Annotated in this window: 19 protein-coding genes and 4 tRNA genes; all 23 read left to right on the plus strand. The window is 34.7% G+C overall.

Features of this window, described 5'->3' with window-relative positions; translation table 11 throughout:
- The first annotated feature begins 2 nt into the window (after positions 1-2).
- The 23 genes from AC2UOP_RS00275 to thrS all read left to right on the plus strand — a co-directional run bounded on the left by AC2UOP_RS00275 (position 3) and on the right by thrS (position 16,536).
- The gene (locus AC2UOP_RS00275; protein ID WP_484832256.1) at positions 3-1,019 is read left to right on the plus strand and encodes a pyridoxal phosphate-dependent aminotransferase; all 1,017 of its coding nucleotides are present in this window, start codon (positions 3-5) and stop codon (positions 1,017-1,019) included.
- Entirely contained in the window at positions 1,016-2,317 is a 1,302-nt protein-coding gene (locus AC2UOP_RS00280) for a cobyrinic acid a,c-diamide synthase CobB (protein WP_484832257.1), read from the plus strand. Before AC2UOP_RS00275 ends, AC2UOP_RS00280 begins: the two co-directional genes overlap by 4 nt.
- Positions 2,307-2,936, plus strand: a complete 630-nt coding sequence (locus AC2UOP_RS00285) for a precorrin-8X methylmutase (RefSeq protein WP_484832258.1) — start codon at positions 2,307-2,309, stop codon at positions 2,934-2,936. The genes AC2UOP_RS00280 and AC2UOP_RS00285 overlap by 11 nt, the downstream gene beginning before the upstream one ends.
- A complete protein-coding gene (gene cbiD, locus AC2UOP_RS00290; RefSeq protein ID WP_484832259.1) occupies positions 2,933-4,000 on the plus strand; it encodes a cobalt-precorrin-5B (C(1))-methyltransferase CbiD in 1,068 nt (355 codons plus the stop codon). Before AC2UOP_RS00285 ends, cbiD begins: the two co-directional genes overlap by 4 nt.
- On the plus strand, positions 3,994-4,584 hold the full coding sequence (gene cbiE / locus AC2UOP_RS00295; RefSeq protein WP_484832260.1) for a precorrin-6y C5,15-methyltransferase (decarboxylating) subunit CbiE: 591 nt from the start codon (positions 3,994-3,996) through the stop codon (positions 4,582-4,584). The genes cbiD and cbiE overlap by 7 nt, the downstream gene beginning before the upstream one ends.
- The gene (locus AC2UOP_RS00300) at positions 4,571-5,119 is read left to right on the plus strand and encodes a bifunctional cobalt-precorrin-7 (C(5))-methyltransferase/cobalt-precorrin-6B (C(15))-methyltransferase (RefSeq protein ID WP_484832261.1); all 549 of its coding nucleotides are present in this window, start codon (positions 4,571-4,573) and stop codon (positions 5,117-5,119) included. The genes cbiE and AC2UOP_RS00300 overlap by 14 nt, the downstream gene beginning before the upstream one ends.
- Complete coding sequence (gene cobM / locus AC2UOP_RS00305) at positions 5,112-5,867, plus strand: precorrin-4 C(11)-methyltransferase (RefSeq protein WP_484832262.1); 756 nt, start codon at positions 5,112-5,114, stop codon at positions 5,865-5,867. The genes AC2UOP_RS00300 and cobM overlap by 8 nt, the downstream gene beginning before the upstream one ends.
- Positions 5,860-6,819 (plus strand): cobalt-precorrin 5A hydrolase, encoded by a 960-nt coding sequence (locus tag AC2UOP_RS00310; protein ID WP_480020171.1) that lies wholly within the window; start codon positions 5,860-5,862, stop codon positions 6,817-6,819. The genes cobM and AC2UOP_RS00310 overlap by 8 nt, the downstream gene beginning before the upstream one ends.
- A 1-nt stretch (position 6,820) precedes the next feature.
- Positions 6,821-7,540, plus strand: coding sequence for a precorrin-3B C(17)-methyltransferase (gene cobJ, locus AC2UOP_RS00315; protein ID WP_480020170.1), 720 nt, complete (start codon positions 6,821-6,823; stop codon positions 7,538-7,540).
- Positions 7,537-8,295: a precorrin-6A reductase gene (gene cobK / locus AC2UOP_RS00320; RefSeq protein WP_484832263.1), complete on the plus strand. Its 759-nt coding sequence runs from the start codon at positions 7,537-7,539 to the stop codon at positions 8,293-8,295. Before cobJ ends, cobK begins: the two co-directional genes overlap by 4 nt.
- Positions 8,279-8,575: a cysteine-rich small domain-containing protein gene (locus AC2UOP_RS00325; RefSeq protein WP_249242999.1), complete on the plus strand. Its 297-nt coding sequence runs from the start codon at positions 8,279-8,281 to the stop codon at positions 8,573-8,575. The genes cobK and AC2UOP_RS00325 overlap by 17 nt, the downstream gene beginning before the upstream one ends.
- Entirely contained in the window at positions 8,568-9,101 is a 534-nt protein-coding gene (gene cobU / locus AC2UOP_RS00330; RefSeq protein WP_484832264.1) for a bifunctional adenosylcobinamide kinase/adenosylcobinamide-phosphate guanylyltransferase, read from the plus strand. Before AC2UOP_RS00325 ends, cobU begins: the two co-directional genes overlap by 8 nt.
- Entirely contained in the window at positions 9,098-9,817 is a 720-nt protein-coding gene (gene cobS, locus AC2UOP_RS00335) for an adenosylcobinamide-GDP ribazoletransferase (protein ID WP_484832265.1), read from the plus strand. Before cobU ends, cobS begins: the two co-directional genes overlap by 4 nt.
- A gap of 10 nt (positions 9,818-9,827) precedes the next feature.
- On the plus strand, positions 9,828-10,400 hold the full coding sequence (locus tag AC2UOP_RS00340) for a histidine phosphatase family protein (protein WP_484832266.1): 573 nt from the start codon (positions 9,828-9,830) through the stop codon (positions 10,398-10,400).
- A 1-nt stretch (position 10,401) separates the two neighbouring features.
- Positions 10,402-11,181: a TraX family protein gene (locus AC2UOP_RS00345; protein WP_484832267.1), complete on the plus strand. Its 780-nt coding sequence runs from the start codon at positions 10,402-10,404 to the stop codon at positions 11,179-11,181.
- Complete coding sequence (locus AC2UOP_RS00350) at positions 11,181-12,065, plus strand: S-layer homology domain-containing protein (protein ID WP_484832268.1); 885 nt, start codon at positions 11,181-11,183, stop codon at positions 12,063-12,065. Before AC2UOP_RS00345 ends, AC2UOP_RS00350 begins: the two co-directional genes overlap by 1 nt.
- Positions 12,066-12,184: 119 nt before the next feature.
- Entirely contained in the window at positions 12,185-12,766 is a 582-nt protein-coding gene (locus AC2UOP_RS00355; protein ID WP_484832269.1) for a hypothetical protein, read from the plus strand.
- On the plus strand, positions 12,766-13,644 hold the full coding sequence (locus AC2UOP_RS00360; protein ID WP_484832270.1) for a DMT family transporter: 879 nt from the start codon (positions 12,766-12,768) through the stop codon (positions 13,642-13,644). The genes AC2UOP_RS00355 and AC2UOP_RS00360 overlap by 1 nt, the downstream gene beginning before the upstream one ends.
- Positions 13,645-13,875: 231 nt before the next feature.
- Positions 13,876-13,952: transfer RNA gene (locus AC2UOP_RS00365), tRNA-His, on the plus strand.
- 17 nt (positions 13,953-13,969) lie between these two features.
- Positions 13,970-14,046: transfer RNA gene (locus AC2UOP_RS00370), tRNA-Lys, on the plus strand.
- A gap of 4 nt (positions 14,047-14,050) precedes the next feature.
- A tRNA-Leu gene (locus AC2UOP_RS00375) sits at positions 14,051-14,134 on the plus strand.
- 103 nt (positions 14,135-14,237) lie between these two features.
- Positions 14,238-14,313, plus strand: a tRNA-Arg gene (locus AC2UOP_RS00380).
- A gap of 291 nt (positions 14,314-14,604) precedes the next feature.
- A complete protein-coding gene (thrS, locus tag AC2UOP_RS00385; protein ID WP_484832271.1) occupies positions 14,605-16,536 on the plus strand; it encodes a threonine--tRNA ligase in 1,932 nt (643 codons plus the stop codon).
- The last annotated feature ends 130 nt before the right edge of the window (positions 16,537-16,666 follow it).

Here is a 16,666-nt window from a genome sequence, read left to right on the forward strand (position 1 = left end):
TTATGCACGGAGCCAATTTTTATGATTATGATAAAAAACTCATAGATTTCAGCTCTAACATAAACGTATTTAATATGAACGAAAGACTTTTCTCAATTATCAGGGAAGATTTTGACCATGTCAATGTTTATCCCGACATAAAGGCGAGAGAAGCGATAGATAATGTAGCCACTTACTTGGCTTGTGATGCGTCTAATATTATCCTGGGCAATGGGTCTATAGAGATAATTGATAAGGCGATACACAGGGCGAGTCGAGTGGTTATTTTTGACCCTTCGTTTTACGAGTACGAGCTTAGAGCGAGTGTTTACAAAAAAGAACTGATTAGAATAAATTATAAGGATTTTAAAATAAATTTTGATGAATTAAATATTTTAAAGAAGGGTGACTTACTTATACTCACTAACCCAAATAATCCTAATGGCAGATTATTAAAAAAAGAAGAACTAATTAAGGCGCAAGAGATTTGCAAAGAGCATGGCGCGACAGTTTTGCTTGACGAGGCATTTATTGAGTTTACTATGCATGATTATGACAGCATAAAATTATTTAAGGATGAAGACGTGATTATTGTAAGAGCCATGACAAAGACATTTGCTTTGCCAGGCGTGCGCTTTGGCTTTGCTTATGCGTCAAAAGATTTCAAGGACTACTACGATGAATTGAGTCTTGCTTGGTCGACTGGCTTTATACAAAATGAAGCAGCAAAATTATTGGCAAATAGTGAAGAATATTTAAGCCAAACAAAAAAATATTATCAAGAAGAAAGAAATAGATTAAAAAATTTATATAAAGATTTTGAAAATTTTGAGATGATAGATAGTGATGCGAATTTTTATTTAATTAAATTAAAAAAACTTAATGACGAAGAAATGTATAAGATTATGCTCGAAAAGGGTATATTAATAAGAAGGATGCAAGGCTACAAGAATATCGACAAAAATTATATTCGCCTTGCGATAAGAACTCGTGAAGAGAATGATTATTTAATCGAAAAACTAAGGGAGATAGAAAATTGAAAGGCATATGCATAGCCGCAATGAACTCAAATAGCGGCAAGACAACTATAAGTTTAGCTTTGGCAAGACTGCTTGCGAATAAAAATAATAAAGTGAAGTACCTTAAGAGTGGACCCGATTTTATCGATTCAAGGCTCGGCTCATTCGCATCTAAGGGTGACTATGGTAATGTTGACATCTTCATGCAAAAGAGTGGCGCGACTGAAGTAGGCGCAAGTGATGCGGACTACTGTGTTCTAGAAGGTGTTATGGGCTACCTAGACGGCATATATAATACGATGGAGGCATCAACTTATGCTAATGCAAAAGCTTTGGGACTAAAGACAGTTTTAGTACTTACACCAAAGGGCGAGATGTTTTCACTAATTGCTAAGCTAAAAGGCTTTACAGACTACGCTGATAATATTGTTGGCGTCATATTTAATAAAACACATGCAAAATTATATACGATATATAAGGATTTAGTAGAAAAAGAACTTGGCTTAGAAGTTTTTGGCAATATCGAAATGGACGAGGACTTTCTTATAGAGGACAAGGACCTTGGACTAGAACTGCCAAGCGATATCAAGGCTTTTGATGAGAAGCTTGACAGAATAGCTGCAAAATTAGAAAAAGAGATAGATTTTGAAAAACTTTTAAAATATTTCGAAGCGGCAAAGACAGAAGCAAAAAAAGATTTTCCAAAATCAAAAACTAGAGTAGCGATAGCCTATGACAAGGCATTTAATTTCTATTACAAAGAGAATATTGATTTTCTAGAAAAATATTTTAATGTGAAATATTTTTCTGTGCTAGACGAGGAAGAAGTTCCTGAAGCTGATTTACTCTACATTGGCGGAGGCAATTTAAAAGATTATTTAGAGATAATCGAAAAATCAAAATCCTTAGAAAGCATAAAAAAATATTATGATAATGGCGGAAAAATATTTACCGAAGGTGAAGCGACTTACTTTTTAGCAGAAAGCTTTAATGAGCACAAGATGCTTGGCCTTATGAATGGCAAGGCTGTTAGTGAAAAAAGGCTTCATAACTTTGGTTACGCTTATCTAAAAGCACTTAGAAAGAATTTTTTGTTTGATCAAGACAAAATTTTCCATTCACAAGAATTTCATAAGAGCAGCTTAAGTGATAACGAATTTAATTTATTTAAGGTAGAAAAACCATATAGAGAAGACACTTGGACGAGCTCTTTTGCAAACGAAAGAGTCGTTGCGATTGAGCAAAATATTTCCTTTGTTCAAGATGAAGAATATTTTTATAAAAAGATAGATAGTTTAAGAGGTGAAAATGATGTATAATTACGACAACAATCCCATGAATATTGAAAACACAAGTATGGACATAATCGATAAGGAGCTTGAAGGAACAAAATTTAGTGATACTGAAAAGCTTATAGTGAAGAGAATGATTCACTCGACAGGCGATTTTGATTATAAAAACATAATTGATATAAGAAATAATTTTCTTGATGAAGCACTCGATGCGCTTAAAAATGGTGCCAAGATTTATACTGATACAAGAATGACTATGGCTGGCGTGAATGAAACTAGCTTAAAGAAGCTAAACTGCGAGATCATTAATCACATTAAGGACGACGACGTAAGGGAGCTTGCTAAAGAAAAAGGAACAACAAGAAGCTACCAAGCGATAGAGAAGACTATAGGTGAAGACATAGCCATATACTCAGTTGGTAACGCACCAACCGCTCTATATAGAATCATAGAACTGATTAAAGAAGAAAAAATTCATCCAAAGGCAGTTATTGGTGTGCCAGTCGGCTTCGTTGGAGCGGCTGAATCAAAGGAAGCGCTTAGAGAAGTAGGCATAGCACAAATCTCGACAGTGGGCAACAAAGGCGGTTCAAACGTAGCAGCATCAATAATTAACGCGCTTTTATATATTTTATACAGAAAATGAATAAATACGATATAGTTGATGGTAAAAGCCTTAGATATGGCTACACAACAGGCACATGCGCGGCTGTTGCAACACATGCAGCGCTTATAAATTTACTTGATGCTCCAGTTAGCGAATATGATATAGACCTTCCTTGCAATGAGACTATTAACGTTGCTATCAACTCTAATGAAAAGGAGGGTGGCTACGCTATAAGCTCAGTTATAAAGGACGCTGGAGATGACCCAGACCAAACCAATGGTATAGAGATATTTTCTAAAGTTTCTTTAAGGGACGATGGCAAGGTCATTATCAAAGGCGGCGAAGGCGTTGGCATTTATACAAATGATTCAATCTTCGGCAAGAAAGGCGAATACGCCATAAACAAGGTGCCAAGAGAGATGATTACAAAAGAAGTCGAGCTTTTAACTGATAAAGGCGCTGACGTTACTATATTTACGCCCATGGGTGTAGAGATTGGCAAAAAGACTTTTAATCCAAACATTGGCATTGAAGGAGGCATCTCGATAATCGGCTCTACTGGGCTAGTTAAGCCTATGAGCGAAGATGCTCTACTTAAAACTATAAATTTAGAGATAAAAACGCTTTATCTTGATAAAGGTTCGAGAGAAATCGTTCTTACGCCAGGCAGTCACGGTCTTAAAGAAGCCAATAGCATTGGCATAAATGAAAATGTAGTTTTAACAAGTAATTACATCGGCGACTCATTAAAGATGGCTTATGAAATTGGTTTTAGAAAAATTACACTCATTGGTCACATAGGTAAGTTTGCTAAGCTTTCAATAGGTGTATTTAACACGCACTCAAAGAACGCCGACACTCGTATGGAGGCTTTTGTGTATTATTTAGCGATGATGAATAAACCGTATGAGCTCATTAAAGAGGTGGATGCGTTTATCACAGCAGAAAAATGCTACAATTATCTTTATGATGCAGGCTACAAGGATGTTTTGTGCGCAATGGAAGAAGGCTGTGAAAAGCGTGTCAAAACATATTTAAAAGATGATTCGCTTGATGTGGATGTAAAAGTATATTCGTTTGAAAAAGGGGTATTAGATTGTTAATAGTTGTTGGAGTAGGACCAGGTAAAAGTGAATATATGAGCGTTAGAGCCTATAGGACTATTAAAAATGCTTCTAAGGTATATGCGTTTAAAAGGGTTAAGGAAGAGCTTGAAGATGAATTCACTCATATAAATGAAATTTCTGTTAAAGATCTAAAAAATATTAAAGAAGGCGTTTTACTATTATCTGGCGACCCATCATTTTTTGGCGCAGTTGATTATCTGAAGCGTGAGGGCATAGCCATTGACGAAGTAATTCCGTCTATAACAGCTTTTCAGTACCTAATGAGCAAAGCACAAGTCAATTGGAACGAGGCAAAAACATATTCTCTTCACGGAAGAGAGCTTGATGATGGATTCAAGACCATAGTCATGAATAATGATAAGGTTATAGTTTTATGTGACAAGGACAATAATCCAAAGGCTATAAAAAAATATTTGGACGAAAAAAATATTAAAAGAAATTTTATCGTTGGCACAAATTTATCTCAAAATGGAGAAATAATTAAGACTTACGATGCGGACGATGAGATTGATATAGAAAATAGTTTATCGGTGGTGATTATTATAAATGAAGTGGTTTAAGGACGAGGACTTCATCAGAGGTGAGGTTCCTATGACGAAGTTCATAAAGAGAAACGCAATAGTGAGTTTACTAGACGTGAGTGAAGATGACAAAGTTTTGGAGATAGGCACGGGCACAGGCAGCGTTACTTGTCAGATGGCCGCGATTTGTAAAGAGGTCACTACGATTGAAAGAAATGACGAGGCTATAGAGGTAGCGAAGAAAAATTTTGAAAAGTTTGGCCTAAATAATGTTAAGCTCATAAAGGGCAAGGCGCCTGAGGGAATGGATGGAGCTGATTTTAACAAGGTTTACATCGGCGGCTCAGGAAAAAATTTAGAGAGCATTATGGATAAGCTTGATGAAAAAAATAATTTTACTGTAATCGCTAGTTTTATTATTTTTGAAAATGCTTATGAATTTAAAGATTTACTAAAAAAGAGAAATTATAAAAACATTGATACATACATGATAAATGTGTCTAGGGCGGAGAAGCTTGAGATGATGATAGCTGAAAATCCGGTGATTATTGTGAGAGGTGAAAAGAATGATTAGTTTTGTAGGTGCAGGACCTGGGGATAGTGATTTAATTACAGTTAAGGGACTAAAATTATTAAATGCAGCGGACGTGATTATATATGCTGGCTCTTTAGTATCGAAGGATATATTATCTGGGATAAAAGAGGGCGCAAAGGTATTTGACTCAGCTAAGATGACTTTGGAAGAAGTTATAGAAGAGTTTACAAAAGCAGAGGAGGCTGGTTTAAACACAGTTAGACTACATACAGGCGACCCAAGTATATATGGAGCAATTAAGGAGCAAATAGATACGCTGGACTTACTTGGATACAAATACGAAGTGATTCCAGGCGTTACAAGTGCCACAGCCGCTTGCGCTAGGATAGCTAAGGAATTCACTCTACCTGAAGTGAGTCAAACTCTCATCATCACTCGTATGGAGGGAAGGACTAAGGTGCCTGAGACTGAAAAACTAGCCGAGCTAGCTAAGCACAAGACATCTATGGCAATCTATCTATCGGCTTCACTAACAGAAAAGGTTCAAGAGGCTTTACTTGAAGGCTACGAAGATCCAAACACAACAGTTGTCATCGCTTATAAGGCGACTTGGGCTGACGAAAAAATTATTTATACAAACATTGCAAATCTCGTAAAAGATGCCAAAGAGCACAATATTACTAAGCACGCACTGATACTTGTTGGCAACTTTATTAATGCTCATTACGAAAGAAGTAAACTTTATGACCCAGGCTTCTCGACTGAGTATAGAAAAGCACATGAATAAGATCATTATCACTTACACTGAGGCTGGTCTTGCTATAGCAAAAACCATAGCAGCTAGCTTTGATGCAGAAATTTTTTATAAAGATAAAAATATTGATAAAGTTTTAGAAAAAGAATGGTCTTCAATTGAAACAATAATTTTCATTAGCGCTACTGGCATAGCAGTTCGTAAAATTGCTCATTTAATCAAGGATAAATACACAGATCCAGCAGTTCTTGTGATTGACGACAAGGCAAAGCATGTTATATCGCTTCTTTCTGGTCACATAGGCGGGGCAAATGAGCTTGCTATTGATATTGCTAAGACCATAGGCGCAGAGCCTGTCATAACAACAGCGTCTGACAATAGAGGCATAGAAGCGCTTGACATTTATTTAAGAGACAATGATTTTGCATATAACTCAAGAGAAGCTCTTACAATAATTATGGGCGCCATAGTAAATAATAAAAAAATTTATCTAGATGCAGATGATTTTGATTTTAAATATGAAAAGTTCACGAACGATAGAAGTGAAGCGGACTACGCCATAATCCAAGATGAAAGCTATAATGAAAATGATGATAAAAATACTCTTTACATCATCAAGAAAAAATACAATATGGGCATAGGTTTAAGACGAGGAACTGATTTTGATGTTTTAGAAAAAGCTTTTCAAGAAATTCTTAAAGAGATGGACATAAATCCAAAGGCAATTAAGCGTTTTGGCTCAATCGATATAAAAAAAGACGAAGAGGCTCTTCTAGAGCTTTGCAAAAAATATGATAGAGAGCTAATTTTTTATACAGCAGATGAACTTAACGAGGTAGATGTCTCGGAAAAGTCTGATTTTGTTAAGAAGATTACAGGTGCTTACTCAGTTAGTGAGGCGGCGGCGAAACTACTTGGCGGCAAAATTATTTTAACAAAAAAGATTATCGATTCAATAACATTTTCAATTACAGAGGAGATATAAAATGAATAAATTATATGTTGTGGGCATAGGACCCGGTTCAAAAGAAAATATGACTTTTAAGGCAGTGGATGCGATTAAAGAAGCAGAAACCATAGTCGCATATACAAAGTACCTTGATTATGTAGAGGACTTTATAGCTGGCAAAGAAATTATCAAAACTGGCATGACTGGCGAAAAAGAAAGATGTCAGCTTGCTATCGATGAGTACAATAAAGGCAAGACTGTTGCCATTATTTCAACAGGCGACTCAGGTCTATATGGCATGGCTGGTCTTGTTTATGAAATAGATTCAAGTATAAATATCGAGGTAGTTCCGGGCGTGAGCGCTGCGTTCTCGTCAGCGAGCGTTGTTGGCGCGCCTTTAATGCATGACACAGCTTTAATCAGCTTATCAGACCTACTTACTGATTGGGATCTTATTCTAAAGAGGGTTAGGAACTGCGCTGATGCTGACATGGTTATCGCTCTATATAATCCAAAGAGCAAAAAGAGAGTAGATAACTTAAAAGAAGCGCTTGATATAATTAGAGAATATAGAAGTGCATCGACACCTATTGCCATGGTTAAAAACGCTCTAAGAGAAGGCATGGACTATAAGATAAGTACGCTTGATGACGTTGATTATGATTTTTGCGAGATGAACACGACTGTCATCATTGGCAATAGCCAAAGCTATATTAAGAATGGCAAGTTCATTACGCCTAGAGGATACAAGCTATGATACTGATCATAGGCGGCACAAGCGAAGGCGAAGAGATATACGAAAGACTTAAGGACAAGTACGAATTATATCTATCGGTAGCGACAGAGAGCGGAAAAAAACTTTATGCGTCGAAGGATTTAATCATGGGCAGGATGAATAAGGACGGCTTTAAAGATTTTATCTCGAAAAACAATATCGACATGATTATAGATGCGTCACATCCATTTGCAGTTGAAGTAACTAAGAACGCTTCAGAGGCAGCGAAAGAGATGAATATAAAATATCTTCGTTATGCGAGAAGCGTTTTAGATTACGAAGAAAAAGATAATATAGTTAGAGTGCCATCTTATGAGGCGGCTTTTAAATATATTGACACATTAAAAGAAAAAGAAGAAAATTTTTTATTCACGACTGGTTCAAACAGGATAAAAGATTTTGAAAAAGTGAAGGGCAAGAATAGATTTATCTATAGAGTCTTGCCGAGTGCTGAGAGCATAAAGGTTTGCGACGACAATCATATCGAAATGAAAAACATCATTGCTCAGATGGGTCCCTTCACACTTGAAGAAAATGTCGCTTTGATCAATAGGTACGATATAAAGTATTTAGTGAGCAAAGAAAGCGGCAAGGTAGGCGGAACTGACGCTAAACTTGATGCTTGTTTACAAACAAATATTATTTGTGTTATAATTACAAGAGAAGAAGAAAATGCTATACATAGCATAGATGAATTAATTAATTACGTGGAGGCTAATTATGGAAGATTCATATAGATTTTTTAATAACAAGAAATGTGCATACATGCCTTGCCATAAAGTTGATAACACTGAGGATTTTAACTGCTTGTTCTGTTACTGTCCTTTATATCTAATGGAAGAGTGCGGCGGCAATTACAAGATGGCAGCTGGTATTAAGGACTGCTCTGACTGTTTATTACCTCATAGACCAAAGGGTTATGATTATATAATAAAAAAGTTTAGAGAGTACAATCAAAAAAAGGCAGAAGAATATATCGCAAATCTTGAAAAAGCAATGAATAAAGACAATGATTAAGCTTGTTTTAGGCGGAGCACGAAGCGGCAAGAGTGAATTTGCTGAAGAAATTTATAAAGGTGTCGATGACGTGACATACATAGCCACTGCCAAAGCCATCGACAAAGAATTTGCAAATAGAATTGCACTTCATAAAGAAAGGCGCAATACCAAGTGGACTACCATAGAAGCTTATGATAATTTTGCGTCCATCGATATGAAGACTAAATACTATTTTCTTGATGACGTGACAAATATGCTCACAAACATACTTTTTGATCACATTAAAGATAGGGATATTACTGACGAAGACGCATCTTTAGTAGAAAAACTTGTTGTAGATGAATTTATGTCTCTATTTAAAAATATAAAAGAAATGGATGCTGATTTAATTATCGTTTCATCAGAGCTTGGTGCAGGACTTGTGCCAGAAGCAAAATTATCGAGATTATTTAGAGACATGCACGGAAAAATCAATCAATACATCGCTAAAAATGCGGACGAGGTTTATTACGTTATCGCGTCCATAGGAGTGAAGATAAAGTGAAGGGACTAATACTAGCCTTGCAATTCTTAACTAGAGTGCCAATAAATATAGGAATTGATTTTAATAAGAAAAACATAGGAGAAATGCTATGTTTCTTTCCTTTTGTTGGCTTAATTATAGCTTTATTCACATTTGTTCCGACAATATTTTTGCGTGATAAAATATCCATGGATTTACTTGCATTACTAAATATAATTTTTTATCTGGCTATAACAGGCGCGCTGCACATGGATGGTCTATCTGATACAGCCGATGCCTTTTTATCAAATAGAAGCAAGGACAGAATGAAGGCCATAATGAAAGATTCTACAGTCGGTACTTTTGGCGTAATAAGCATAGTCATAGTACTTGCTGCGAAATTTTTTGCTTTTAGAGAGCTAGCTGTGCAAGGCTTTAAATGGGACTACATATTTATATTTATTTACTCAAAAACACTTGCAATGAATGCGTTTATCTACTTTAAAAGCGCTGATAGCAGCACTTTGTTCAAGACATTTAAAGATAGCAAAAATATTTTTCTAATAAATTTTATGAATTTTGTAATTATAGTAGCGAGCATTTTATTTGATTACAAAGTTTTAATGTATTTAATTGTCGAAGCAATAATTTTTATAATATTATATATAATTTCACTTAAGAAAATAGATGGCGCAACAGGAGATATTATTGGCGCAGCCATAGAATTATCTGAAACAGTGAATTTATTCATTATTTAGTGGGGGTAATATGAAATTTTATTTAATAAGACATGGCGAATCAGAAGACAATTTAAAAAAGATCACATCACGCGTCGATACTAAATTATCGGCTAATGGCAAGGCACAGGTAAAGACCTTAAGAGATGAGTACGCTGATATAAGTGATAAAAAAGTCATTGTATCAAATTTACTCAGAGCTCAAGAGACAGCTGATCTACTTGGTGTTAAGTCATACGAGATTGATGAGAGAGTTAGGGAGATAGATTTAGGCGAGTTTCAAGGACATTCATTCGATGAGCTTGAAAAATTATATCCAGAAGAGACAAAGAAGCGTTTTGAAGAGCCATATACATTTAAGTTTCCTGGCGGCGAATCATTTACAGATCTAAGGAAGCGCGCAGAAGAATTTTATGAAGAGAAGTCAAAGCTTGATGAGGACATAGTTGTTATATCGCACGAGGGTTTTATCAAGACTATATTGTCCATAGTTATCGGCAAGAAAGAAACTTATTACAATTTTAAGATAGAAAACGCTAGAATATGCGAGATTGAAGTTATAGACGGCTTTCCTATCATTAATAAACTAAATTACGGAGATTAAAATGGAAGCGCAAACAAAATTATTTGAAAATAAAAAAATTTGGGGATTAAACCAAACACAGCTTAAGTTTATAGCGATACTATCAATGCTCGTTGATCATTTAGTATACGGAATTTTTGAAGTGGGCTTATATCAAAATATAATCAGCGCTGCAAACATCACCATTGGCGGATCATACGTAACAGGCGATATGATGGATAAAATTCACTTCTTTGGTAGGATAGTTATTGGCAGGATTGCCTTTCCACTCTTCTGTTTCTTCATAGTTCAAGGCTTTATGCATACAAGAAATAGAATGAAATATGCACTAAGATTATTTATATTCGCTTTTATTTCAGAAGTGCCATTCGACCTAGTAAGTTCAAACACAATTTTTGATCCAAACTATCAAAACGTATTCTTTACATTATTTTTAGGCTTAGCAGCACTTATCATCATAGAAAAATTTGCAAATCAGCCATTTATAAGGATAGCTGGCGTATTACTTTGTATATTTGCAGCCAAATTTTTAAGAACTGATTATGATATATTTGGTGTAATTTTAATAATCTTAATGTATTTTGTAAGATTTAATAAATTCCAAAATCTCATGGTTGGTATGTCAACACGCTTTTTCTATGGCTTTTATTATCAAATGACAGCCTTCGTACTAATGTATTTATATAATGGAGAAAGGGGAAAGGGTTTTAAATATTTCTTCTATGCATTCTATCCAGTTCATTTATTATTAATTTATTTCTTAAGAATGTATATAGCAAAAAACCCGATAGCAATATTCTAATGAAAAAGACGATAATTTTTATTGTAATAGCTATGCTAATAAGCCTTGCTTCACCTAGGCTCATAGCTGAGGATGCTATCAAAACTATAAATATTAAATCAGCTAAATTTGAAAATAATAAAATCGAGATTGAAATCGATACTAATGAAGCTTATCAAAATTTGGAGCTTGACTACAAAATAGATAATCACAAATGGCTTAGCGAAGATTTTGACAATCTCATCACACTTGAATATAAAGAAAAAACTCGCAAATATGTACACAGTTTTAAAGAAGAAATAAAATTTTCTAAGAGCCTTGAAATTAGGATAAGACCTATAATAAACGCTAAAAAAGGTGATTTTTCAAACGTTATTATTTTTAAATATATTCTAAATGCGAAAAATTATGATTCGTGGGCGACTGATTTTATTCATAAAGCAGATATACTTGGCTTGGTAACTGAGTCGATGAGAGAGGATATGATGGCGAGTGCGACTAGACTTGAATTTATTGAATCACTAATCAAGGCACTTGAGTACAAAAAGACAATTAAGGATTTTGAAAAAGAAGAAGTCAATGACACAAAATCTATTGCCGTGAAGAAAGCATATAAATTAAATTTATTAACTTATAATAAGGATAAAACTTTTGGACCAGATAGAAAAATTACAAGAGAAGAAGTAGCTGTAATCTTGGATAAACTCTCTAGCATAATTAAGGCGGAAGACAAGTTTGAGAATAAACTTAAATACGATGATGCGAGCAAATGGGCTCTTAGCGCAATTGATAGCGTTATTAAAAAGGGTATGCTTCTTGGCGATACAAAGCAAAAATTTAACCCAAAAAAGAATATGACAAGACAGGAAGTTTTAGTCACAGTTCTTAGATTAATTGAGATATAATTTTAACTGCTGAGCCATGTGCCAGCAGTTTTCTATATTATTTATAGATTTTTATCGTGTTGACAATTATATTTATCAAGTGTATAATATTTATTAGAGATTATTTTTTGGAGGTTATTATGAAAAAAATATTAATTTCATTACTATTAGCAATATCATTACTAAGCGTTGCTTGCTCAGTACCTAGCACTAAGGAAGCAGAGAAGAAGACTGAAACTGCTAGTGAAGAAAAAACAGAAGAAAAAGATAAAGCTGATGATAAGGCTGAAGAAAAAGATGACAAAAAAGAAGCTGGAGATATGAAGGACAAGGTAAATATCAAGTATTTTGACGAATTTAAAGATGATGAAATCCTTGCTATAGCAAACGTTACTTATAACAATGACAAGGAAGATTTATTTGCCGCATACAATGTAAAAGAATTACGTCTTAGCGAGAATGACGATGCTAAAGAATATCTAATCATACCAAAGGATGACAAGACTGATCTTGTGATTAAATCAAGCGACTCTGATGGAGATGGTGAGTCATTTACTTTAGGTAAAAAATTTGGATTAAAGCTAGCTATATCAGACAGCGATCTTGATAAGTTTGTTTTTACTGTTAAGAATGGCGATAAGACTAAGGACTTTAGCTTGAAGCTTAAAGAAGATGGAAGCTTAGACTTAGATAAAGAAATAATGGAGGTTGTATTTAAATAATGAAAGATAAAACCAAGGGTATATTATGTATGATAGCGTCTGCATTAGCATTTTCACTAATGCAGATAGCTGTTAAACTTACATCAGAAGGTGTAAGCATATTTTTACAAGTTGTTTTTAGAAATTTCTTATTATCAATATTTAGCATTGTAATGCTTAAAAAACATGGAGAAAGTCTAGTTCCTGTAAAAGAACATAGAGTTGCTCTATTTTTTAGAGGCTTTTTAGGTTTATTCGGCGCAGTTATGTATTTTTATGCAACAAAGAATCTGCCAACAGCAAATGCAGCCATTTTACAAAAGAGTTCACCTTTCTTTGTAATGATATTTGCGGCGATATTCTTAAATGAAAAATTAACAAGATTTCATATCATGTCACTAGTCGTTGCTTTTGTTGGAGCCTATTTAGTAACAAATCCATCTGGTAATTACAATTTAATTCCAGCACTATCAGGCATATTCTCAGCAGTTTTCGCAGCAGGAGCCTATACTATAATAGGTGCGCTTGGAAAAACTGAGAACCCATATAGAATTATGCTTGCTTTTGGCGCAGTTACATGTGCTTGCTTAATTGTACCTTTAGTACTAACATATAAGAACCCACTTCCAATTGATTGGTTATGGTTAGTCCTTATAGGCGTATTTGGAGGCTTAGGTCAATATTTATTAACAATTGCATATCTATATGCACCAGCAGGCGAGGTAAGTACATATAACTACACATCAGTTATATTCTCAGCGATACTTGGCTTTATAATTTTTAGAGACAAGATTGAACCGATAGAATATATAGGTATAGTTTTAATTTTACTTTCAGCTGTAATACTATTCTTATATAATCAAAAGAACCTTGGACGCTTAAAAAAACAAAAAAATTAAAAAAATTTAAAAAAACTATTGACAAAGATGGATAATAGTTGTATAATAAACGAGTGCTTGATGAGATTAGGCACTTACTAAATAATAAATAAAAGAAATTAATAAAATGTAAAGATTTTTTAAAAAAGGACTTGACAAGCTTTCTTTTATTTGTTATAATAGCAAAGTACTTGTTAAGAGAACTGACTAGTTTGGCTGAACATAGTAAGTGATCTTAATTCCAGAGATATGGTGGGTATAGCCTAGTTGGTTAGGGCGCCAGATTGTGGCTCTGGAGGTCATGAGTTCGAATCTCATTATCCACCCCATAATTTTTTTAAAATTTGGTCCATTAGCTCAGCCGGCCAGAGCACCTGACTTTTAATCAGGGTGTCCCGCGTTCGAGTCGCGGATGGATCACCAACATGCGGGAGTGGCGGAATTGGCAGACGCGCTAGACTTAGGATCTAGTGTCAACGACGTGGGGGTTCAAGTCCTCTTTCCCGCACCAAAAGAAGTGTTCGCACTTCTTTTTTTATACATAAATTTATATTTTTATAAATCCATTGAATAATCATCTCATAGTTATAAGTATAAATGATTAAAAACTATTCGCATCTATAGCTCAGTGGATAGAGCAGCTGACTCCGGATCAGCAGGCCAAAGGTTCGACTCCTTTTAGATGCGCCAAAAAACTATTGACAAAGCAAAGTCTTTGTGATACTATATAATAAATTAATATTTAAAGATAATGAGAGGAAGAGTAGTATACTTAAGCTTATCAAGAGAGGGAATGCTGGCTGTGATTTTCCTATAAGCATTTATATGAAGACTAACCTTGAATCGGATCCGAAAGGAATCACGGAGTTGAGCACGTTATAGCTCTAGAAAAGAAGTAATTAGGGTGGAACCACGGTCTCATCGTCCCTTGAGGGATGGTGGGCCTTTTTTATTTCACCATTAATATTATAGGAGGTAAAAATGTCAAAAATTAATGTAACACTACCTGATGGCTCAAGTAGAGAGTATGAAAAAGGAGTCAAACTTTATGATGTGTGCAAAGACATATCAGAAGTATTATTAAGAGATGTATTAGGAGCCGTTGTTAATGGCACAACAATGGGTTTACAAGAAACGCTAGAAGAAGATAGTAAAGTAAAATTTGTTAAATTTGAAGACAAAGAAGGTAAGGCTATATTTTGGCATACATCAGCCCATCTTATGGCTTATGCAATACAAAGATTATACAAGGACGTTAAATTCGCGATAGGTCCATCAATTGACGATGGTTTTTACTATGACTTCGATACAGAACATAGATTTGTTCCAGAAGATTTTGAAAAGATAGAAAAAGAAATGACTGCCATAGTTAAAGAAGGCGGTATTCTTGAAAGATATGAAATGCCTAGAAATGAAGCGATTGAACACTTCAAGAAACTTGGAGAAAAGTATAAGGTTGAATTAATCGAAGACCTTCCAGAAGATGCTCATATTTCATTCTACAAATTAGGTGACTTCGTTGACCTATGCAAAGGACCACACCTTTATGACATCTCAAAGATTAAAGCATTTAAACTACTTTCAATTGCAGGCGCTTATTGGAGAGGAGACGAGCACAATGAAATGCTTCAAAGAATTTATGCTGTATCCTTCCCTAAGAAGAAGATGCTTGATGAGCATTTAGCAAGACTTGAAGAAGCAAAGCTTAGAGACCACAGAAAGATTGGCAAGGAGATGGATTTATTCAGCATGCATGACGAAGGACCAGGCTTCCCATTCTTCCATCCAAATGGAATGGTCGTTAGAAACGAGCTTTTATCATGGTGGAGAGATGTTTTAGCTAAGAATGGTTATGGCGAAATTTTAACACCTATCATCTTAAATGAAGACCTATGGCACAGAAGCGGTCACTGGGATCACTATAAAGAAAATATGTACTTTACTAAGATAGATGATAAAGATTATGCAATCAAACCAATGAACTGCCCAGGCTCAACTATAGTATACGCAAACAGCCAACACTCATACAAAGAGCTTCCAATCAGACTTTCTGAGTTTGGTCAAGTACACAGACACGAACTTTCTGGTACATTACACGGATTATTCAGAGTAAGAACATTTACTCAAGACGACGCTCACGTATATTGCTTGCCATCACAAGTTGAAGACGAAGTATTTAAGATGATAGACCTAGCAGACTATTTATACAGCACATTCGGTTTCAAATACTCAGTTGAATTATCAACAAGACCTGATGATTTCATGGGCGAGATAGAAACTTGGAATATAGCTGAAGCGGCACTTAAGTCAGCACTTGAAAAGAGAGGTATTAAATACACTATAAACGAAGGTGACGGCGCTTTCTACGGACCAAAGATTGACTTCCACCTAGAAGATGCTATCGGCAGAACATGGCAATGCGGAACTATTCAGCTAGATTTCCAAATGCCAATTAACTTCGATTTAACATACGTTGATGAAAATGGCGAAAAGAAGAGACCAGTTATGCTTCACAGAGCTTTATTTGGCTCACTAGAAAGATTCTTAGGAATACTTATCGAACAATTTATAGGTAAGTTCCCACTATGGCTTGCACCAGTACAAGTAAAGATATTATCAATATCAGAAAAGTTCAACGACTATGCAAAATCTGTTTACGATGAACTAAAATCAAAAGGATACAGAGTTGTTCTTGATGATAGAAATGAAAAGATTGGCAAGAAGATAAGAGAGGCACAAGTTGAAAAAGTTGAGTATATGTTAATAATAGGTGAAGAAGAAGTTAATACAAATACAGTTACTATTAGACATAGAGACCTAGGAGATCAAGGAAAAGTATCACTAGATGACTTTATCACTAGAATAAAAAAAGAAATCGATACTAAAGAAATTGTAAAGAAAGAAGATAAATAACGTACTACTAAAGTATTAAAATTAAGAAAAAATTAAAAAATTTATTTGATAATCAAGGGAAATTTAAGATTTTCCTTGATTTTTTTATTATTTTATTATATAATATCTAGTACCTAAGGGAGGTAATATA

Source organism: Fenollaria sp. (genome assembly GCF_057222035.1).

Excerpts from the sequence above, each read along its gene's own strand:
- AC2UOP_RS00345 (WP_484832267.1), top strand. The coding sequence starts at position 10,402 with ATGGAAGCGCAAACAAAATTATTTGAAAATAAAAAAATTTGGGGATTA.
- cbiD (WP_484832259.1), top strand. The coding sequence starts at position 2,933 with ATGAATAAATACGATATAGTTGATGGTAAAAGCCTTAGATATGGCTAC.
- AC2UOP_RS00285 (WP_484832258.1), top strand. The coding sequence starts at position 2,307 with ATGATGTATAATTACGACAACAATCCCATGAATATTGAAAACACAAGT.
- AC2UOP_RS00355 (WP_484832269.1), top strand. The coding sequence starts at position 12,185 with ATGAAAAAAATATTAATTTCATTACTATTAGCAATATCATTACTAAGC.
- AC2UOP_RS00300 (WP_484832261.1), top strand. The coding sequence starts at position 4,571 with ATGAAGTGGTTTAAGGACGAGGACTTCATCAGAGGTGAGGTTCCTATG.
- AC2UOP_RS00310 (WP_480020171.1), top strand. The coding sequence starts at position 5,860 with ATGAATAAGATCATTATCACTTACACTGAGGCTGGTCTTGCTATAGCA.
- AC2UOP_RS00340 (WP_484832266.1), top strand. The coding sequence starts at position 9,828 with ATGAAATTTTATTTAATAAGACATGGCGAATCAGAAGACAATTTAAAA.
- cobM (WP_484832262.1), top strand. The coding sequence starts at position 5,112 with ATGATTAGTTTTGTAGGTGCAGGACCTGGGGATAGTGATTTAATTACA.
- AC2UOP_RS00275 (WP_484832256.1), top strand. The coding sequence starts at position 3 with ATGCACGGAGCCAATTTTTATGATTATGATAAAAAACTCATAGATTTC.
- AC2UOP_RS00360 (WP_484832270.1), top strand. The coding sequence starts at position 12,766 with ATGAAAGATAAAACCAAGGGTATATTATGTATGATAGCGTCTGCATTA.
- thrS (WP_484832271.1), top strand. The coding sequence starts at position 14,605 with ATGTCAAAAATTAATGTAACACTACCTGATGGCTCAAGTAGAGAGTAT.
- AC2UOP_RS00350 (WP_484832268.1), top strand. The coding sequence starts at position 11,181 with ATGAAAAAGACGATAATTTTTATTGTAATAGCTATGCTAATAAGCCTT.
- cobU (WP_484832264.1), top strand. The coding sequence starts at position 8,568 with ATGATTAAGCTTGTTTTAGGCGGAGCACGAAGCGGCAAGAGTGAATTT.
- cobK (WP_484832263.1), top strand. The coding sequence starts at position 7,537 with ATGATACTGATCATAGGCGGCACAAGCGAAGGCGAAGAGATATACGAA.
- AC2UOP_RS00325 (WP_249242999.1), top strand. The coding sequence starts at position 8,279 with ATGGAAGATTCATATAGATTTTTTAATAACAAGAAATGTGCATACATG.
- cobJ (WP_480020170.1), top strand. The coding sequence starts at position 6,821 with ATGAATAAATTATATGTTGTGGGCATAGGACCCGGTTCAAAAGAAAAT.